Source organism: Longimicrobium sp. (assembly GCF_036280135.1).
In the GTDB taxonomy this organism is placed as follows: domain Bacteria; phylum Gemmatimonadota; class Gemmatimonadetes; order Longimicrobiales; family Longimicrobiaceae; genus Longimicrobium.
The window spans coordinates 1-5,532 of record NZ_DASURI010000560.1; the positions used below are offsets into that span (position 1 = coordinate 1).

Consider the following 5,532-nt stretch of genomic DNA (forward strand, 5'->3'; position numbering starts at 1 on the left):
CTACCGCGTCCACCGACGTCGGCGGGCCGGATCAGCCGTCGCGGCGCTGGTCCTGGGGATGGCTGTGGTTCTGGTTCTTGCTCTCGCCGGAGCGGTCCAGGTCGCGGTCCGTGCCGGCCGTGGCGGGGCGTTTGGCTCCGAACTCGTCGCCCTTGTTGTTCTCGCCCTGCGCCCCCTCCGGCGTGTTGCCCGAAGTGGTGTTTCCGGAGCCCTGGTGGGTGGTCTTAAGATTTGACATGATCCCCCTGACGGCTGAAGGAAATGCTCCCGACGCTCGCTTCCCCACGGTTCGCAAATCGCGTTCCGACAAGGGGTTGAGCAGCTTCGAAACGCGCGCTCCGGACGGTTTCACCCGTTGTACGCTTCGCACGGATCTTGCGACGGCCACGAAACGTCACGGAACGTCGGCGGGGAGGTTGCGCGGTTTGCACACCGTGCATATCATGCCCTGTGGAGCCGAGCGGAGTCCCGGAGAGCAGACGGCTCTCCCGACCGCGACTGGCAGTCCAGAAAGGAGGGTGGGCCATTGAAAATCTGTGACTTCGACCGGGATCCCGCCCGCGACGCTCCGCATCCGGAACGCCCGCGCCAGCACATGCGTGCAGCGCGGGCGTTTTTTGTTTCCCATGCCCTCAGGAGGGTGACATGCTCGATTCCGGGATGATCAACAAGATCCAGAAGGCCAAGGAGTACGCCTCGGAACCCGAGCGCATCCACTTCAGCAGGCTCGAGGTGGACTTCGACGGGAAGAACGGCAATCACCACGTGGGATTCGACGACGGGCGCTGGCACTGCGACTGCGACTATTTTCGCCATCACCACACCTGCAGCCACACGATGGCCATGGAGCGCGTGCTGGGCGTGATGGCCCCGGCCGAGGCCGAAGCGATGGCCTGACCCGGCCGCGACGCGCCCCCGCACGGGGGCGCACCCTGCAAACCACGAATCGCCGCCGGGACACGCGTCTCCGCGGCGATTGCGTTTGGGGGCCCCGGAGTGAAGATGCTGGCCCTCGCGCCGCGCGGACGGCAGATTGGGGCGGCCCGCGCACCGTGGGCCGCCCCTCCGTTTCATCCCTCCCGAGGCCGATTCATGATGAGCGACACCATCGCCGATCCCAACCCCCTGCGCATCCCCCTCGCGGCGCCCGCCGGCGACCCGCGGCCCCGCACGGCGCATCCCAAGGCCGTCGCCGAGTACCCGCTTCCCGCGGCGGGGCAGACGCACGAGGTCGCACCCGTGGGCCCCGGCGCGCTGGTCGTCTCGCAGCAGACGGACAGCTGCCTGGTCAAGGTGATCCTGGACGAGCGGACGGGTGTGCCGCGGTCTGCCCGGCGGTTCACCATCGTCGCGCCGGACGCGGGGTTCCACGGCCTGTTCGCCTCGCGGACGCACCCGGGCTGCGTGTGGAGCACCGTGCAGTTCGACAACGCGCTGCTGCTGATTGACCCCGTCGTGGACGACCCGGACGCGGAGCCGCGCATCCTGTCCCGCATCCCCATCCCGGCGCCGGCGCGCGGGCCGCACGTGGTGGTGGAGTACGGCAACGAGCTGTGGGCCACGTGCAAGGACAGCAGCCACGTGGTCCGCATCAACGCCGACGACCCGGCGGACCACACGGTCTATCCCGCCCTGCGCAAGCCCATCTTCGTGGCGAAGCACCCCGTGTCGGGCGACGTGTACGCCAGCCAGGACCAGTCCAGCAGCATCCTGCGCATTCCCGCGGACGGCGGCGCGCCCGTGCAGATGCCCGTCCCGGCGGAGCATGGGAGCACGCCCGTGGGGCTGGTACAGGGGCCGGACGGCAACGTGTGGTTCGTGCTGCTGGGCGGCAGCACGGGCGGCAAGGGAAGCTTCGGGCGCATCAACGCGGACGCATCCATCGACTGGTTCGCCTTGACCACGAAGACGGGGACCAATGCCGGGCTGCTGCACCTGGGCTTCGACGAACACCCGGACGCGGACCACCCGCGCGTGTGGCTGCTGGGCTCGTCCATCTCGGCCATGGGCGTGCTGAACGCCGTCTTTCGCGTGACGTTCACGCCGGGCTGGGGCGAGATCGACACGCAGGAGACGTTCACGCTGCCCACGCAGTTCTGCATGGCGCACCGGGTGCTGGCGCGCGACAACGGCGTCTTCGCGACGGAGATGATGACGTCGCTGCTGGCCCACGTCCCCGCGTCGGCGACGGTGCAGCCCGTGGACGAGACGTCGGATGCGTACTCGCTGTGGGGCCTGGGCCTGTCCGCGTCGCGTATCGACTACACGAGCTGAGAAACAGATTTCTCACGCAGAGCCGCAGAGGACGCAGAGTACTTCATCGCGCGATGAAACCCTCTGCGCCTCTGCGGCTCTGCGTGAGATTCTTTTAATCTGTTGCGCGCTCGGGGACGCGGGGCACCTGGATGAGACCCGCGATGATGGCCTGCCGCAGCGTCTCCACCCGGTTGTAGACCTCGTCGGGGATGAGCGGCCGGTTGCGCGCGTCCACGATCCAGCCCACGGCCTCCTCCGCCAGCCCCTGCGACAGCACGCCCCCGCGAAACCGCCCTGCCGCCTCGTCGCGCACCACGCCCAGCACCGACACGTCCAGCCGCTTGGTGATGGACGTCAGCACGCGGCCGGGTGCCTGGTCCCACTGGTCCACGTCCACGCCGATCACCCACCGCCCCGTCTCGCGCGCGGCGCGAAACACGCCGATGCCCGTGCCGCCCGACGCGTGGAAGATCACGTCCACGCCCCCCGCGTACTGCACCGACGCCAGCGCGTACCCCCGCGCGGGGTCGTTGAACGCCGCGCCCGTGGCCCCCGCGTAGTCCACGGCCACGCGGCAGGCGGGGCATACGCGCAGCACGCCGGCCGCGTACCCCGCCTGGAACTGGCGGATGGGCGGCGAGTCCATCCCGCCCACGAAGCCCACCTGCCCCGTCCGCGTCATCAATCCCGCCAGGGCGCCGGCCAGAAACGCGCCCTCCTCCGACCGGTAGGTGATGCCGGCCAGGTTGGCCGGCGGCGCCATGGCCCGGCCCTGCGCATCCGACACGGCCGTGTAGTCCAGCACGGCGAAGTCCACCTCCGGGTGCTCCCGGGCCAGGGCGAACGCCGGCTCGCTGGCCATGAAGCTCACGCCGATCACCAGGTCGCGCCCCGCCCGCACCTGGGCCAGCAGCTCCTCGCGCCGCACGTCGTCCGAAGCGTCGGCGCTCACGGCCGTGTCGGCGTCCAGGTCCCGCGCGGCGGCGGCCAGCCCGGCCAGCGCCGCGTCGTTGAAGCCGCGGTCGCCGCGTCCGCCGCTGCCCAGCACGAGGCCCACGGAGACGTGATCGTTCTTCTCGCTCCGTCCGCCATCGCCCTCCGCCCCGCAGCCGGCCAGGAGGGGGAGGGCGACCAGCAGGGGCGCGAGGGCCGGGCGCAGGGACCGGCGGAGGTCAGCGGCCATGGGCGCCCCCGATGCGAAAGTAGCTCACGAGCGACTGCAGCTGGTCCGCCTCGGCCGCCATCTTCTCGGCCGTGGCGGCCAGCTCCTCCGACGCGGCCACGTTGGTCTGCGTGATCTCGTCCACCTCGCCCGTGCGGACGGCGACCGTGGCCAGCTGCTGCGTCTGCCCCTCGGACGCGGCGGCCACCTCCTCCATGAGCTCCGCGGCCTGGCGGATCATGGGCTCCAGCTGCGCCATCACCTCCGCCGACCGCTCCGCGATCCCCCGGCTGCCGGCCGCGATGTCGCCGATCTCCGCCGCGGCCTGCCGGCTGCGCTCCGCCAGCTTGCGCACCTCGTCCGCCACGACGGCAAAGCCGCGGCCGTGCTCGCCGGCGCGCGCCGCCTCGATGGCCGCGTTCAGGGCCAGCAGGTTGGTCTGGTCCGCCAGGTAGTGGATGATGGAGATGCGGTCGGTGATGCGGCGCATGGCATCCATCGTCTCCGCCGCTGCCTGCGCACCCAGCCGCGCGTCGCCCGCGCCGCGCAGCACCACGCCACGCATGTCGCGCGTGCGCTCGGCGCTGCGGGCCGCGCTGGCGTTGACCTCGATGAGCGCGTCGGACGTCTCGTGCACGGCGTGCGCCTGCTCCGTGGCCGCGGCGGACAGCTCCTGCGCCGACGCCGCCAGCTGCGCCGCGCTGGCCGACATGGTGTGCGTGGCGCCGCGGATGTCGCCGATGACCCCGCCCAGGCGCTGCTGCATCCCCGCGAACGCCGCGCCGAAGCGGTCGTCCTCCGTCCGCGGCCGCACGGGCTGCGTCAGGTCGCCCGCGGCGATGGCGCCCGCCACCTGCGCCATCTCGCGCAGGTACGCCGTCATCCCCAGGAACGCGTGGCCAAACGTGTCGCGGTCGGAGCGCGGATGGACGGGCACGTCCAGGTCACCCGCGGCAATGCGGTCCGCCGCGCGGGCCATTTCGCGCAGGTACGCCGTCATCCCCCGCATGGCCGCGACGAGCCGGCCCAGCTCGTCGTCCGCGGCGGCCACGCGCGGGGCAAGCGCGCCGTCCGCCTCGTCGTCCCCCGCGTCCACGTCGCCCGCGCTGACGCGCTCGGCCACGCGCACGGCGTCGTCCACCTGCGTGGTGACGGAGCCCACGACGCCGCGGGAGATGCGCCGCAGCAGCACCGCGCACGCCGCGAAGACCAGGAGGACAAAGAGCAGCGCGCCCAGCCCGATCCACCGGGACGAGGCGAAGACGCCGCGGATGGCGGCCTCGCGCTCCGCCCGCACGGCGGCGATGCGCTCCCGCAGCTCCGCGCGGCCGGCCGTCATGGCCTGCAGGTCGCGGATCATCTCCGGGCTGCTCTCGCCGCCGATGAAGCGCGCCGTGGTGCCGCGCGCCAGCGTGTACCACGCGTCGAAGCGCTCGCCCAGCCCATTGCCCGCCGCGCCGGCGGCGCCCGTGCCCGCCAGCGCGCGCGCGTCGCGAAGAAAGCGGGTGCGCAGGGTGTCGGTGTCGCTCAGCTTGGCCGTGTCGCGCAGGGTCACGGCATCCTGCAGGTCGCGCTGCACGGCCTCCAGCGAGCCGGCCAGGTCGCGGCCCAGCTGCACGGCCGGCACGTGCCGCGAGCCGATGCGCTCCAGCTGCAGCAGGCTCAGCAGGCTGGCCAGCGCGCCCACGATCAGCACGGTCGCCAGCCCCGCCAGCGCCAGCCGCGGCAGCAGCTCGATGCGCCGGCGAAAGCCCAGTGCGTCCAGCCCGCCCGGGCGCACGGCGCGGGCGAGCGTGCCCCAGCCCCCGTCAGCCATGGGCCGGCGCGCGAAACAAGGAAGTGTCCATGAAAACCACCCGGTGGACCCAAACGCGAAAAGCCGCTCCCGGGGAGCGGCCTTTTGCCGGACAACGCCATGCGCCTGCGGGCACACCTTATCCGCCGGTCATGGCGGAGGCTCATCCAGGCTAAGACGTGTGACTTTAACGAATTGCGCGCCCAGCGTCAACGCGCGGGCGCGCGAGGCCCATCCACCAGACGACAGCGCCACCCGATGACAGCTGCGCTCGGCAACAACGGCACTCGGCACCAGGGGCGCCGCGCCCGCGGAGTGC

Annotated in this window: 5 protein-coding genes; 2 read left to right on the plus strand and 3 right to left on the minus strand. The window is 72.1% G+C overall.

What is annotated here, in order from left to right; translation table 11 throughout:
* Positions 1-31: 31 nt before the first annotated feature.
* On the minus strand, positions 32-238 hold the full coding sequence (locus VFZ20_RS18135; protein ID WP_329685335.1) for a hypothetical protein: 207 nt from the start codon (positions 236-238) through the stop codon (positions 32-34).
* A gap of 407 nt (positions 239-645) precedes the next feature.
* Between VFZ20_RS18135 and VFZ20_RS18140 the strand changes: the two genes are divergently transcribed.
* Both VFZ20_RS18140 and VFZ20_RS18145 read left to right on the plus strand, forming a co-directional pair.
* Positions 646-897 carry a hypothetical protein gene (locus tag VFZ20_RS18140; protein WP_329685336.1) on the plus strand — a complete coding sequence of 84 codons (252 nt, stop codon included), beginning with the start codon at positions 646-648 and terminating at the stop codon, positions 895-897.
* A 195-nt stretch (positions 898-1,092) separates the two neighbouring features.
* Positions 1,093-2,274, plus strand: coding sequence for a hypothetical protein (locus VFZ20_RS18145; RefSeq protein WP_329685337.1), 1,182 nt, complete (start codon positions 1,093-1,095; stop codon positions 2,272-2,274).
* A 94-nt stretch (positions 2,275-2,368) separates the two neighbouring features.
* Here VFZ20_RS18145 and VFZ20_RS18150 read toward each other — a convergent pair whose 3' ends face one another.
* Entirely contained in the window at positions 2,369-3,439 is a 1,071-nt protein-coding gene (locus tag VFZ20_RS18150) for a BMP family ABC transporter substrate-binding protein (RefSeq protein ID WP_329685338.1), read from the minus strand.
* Positions 3,429-5,234 carry a methyl-accepting chemotaxis protein gene (locus VFZ20_RS18155; RefSeq protein ID WP_329685339.1) on the minus strand — a complete coding sequence of 602 codons (1,806 nt, stop codon included), beginning with the start codon at positions 5,232-5,234 and terminating at the stop codon, positions 3,429-3,431. The genes VFZ20_RS18150 and VFZ20_RS18155 overlap by 11 nt, the downstream gene beginning before the upstream one ends.
* Positions 5,235-5,532: the final 298 nt, after the last annotated feature.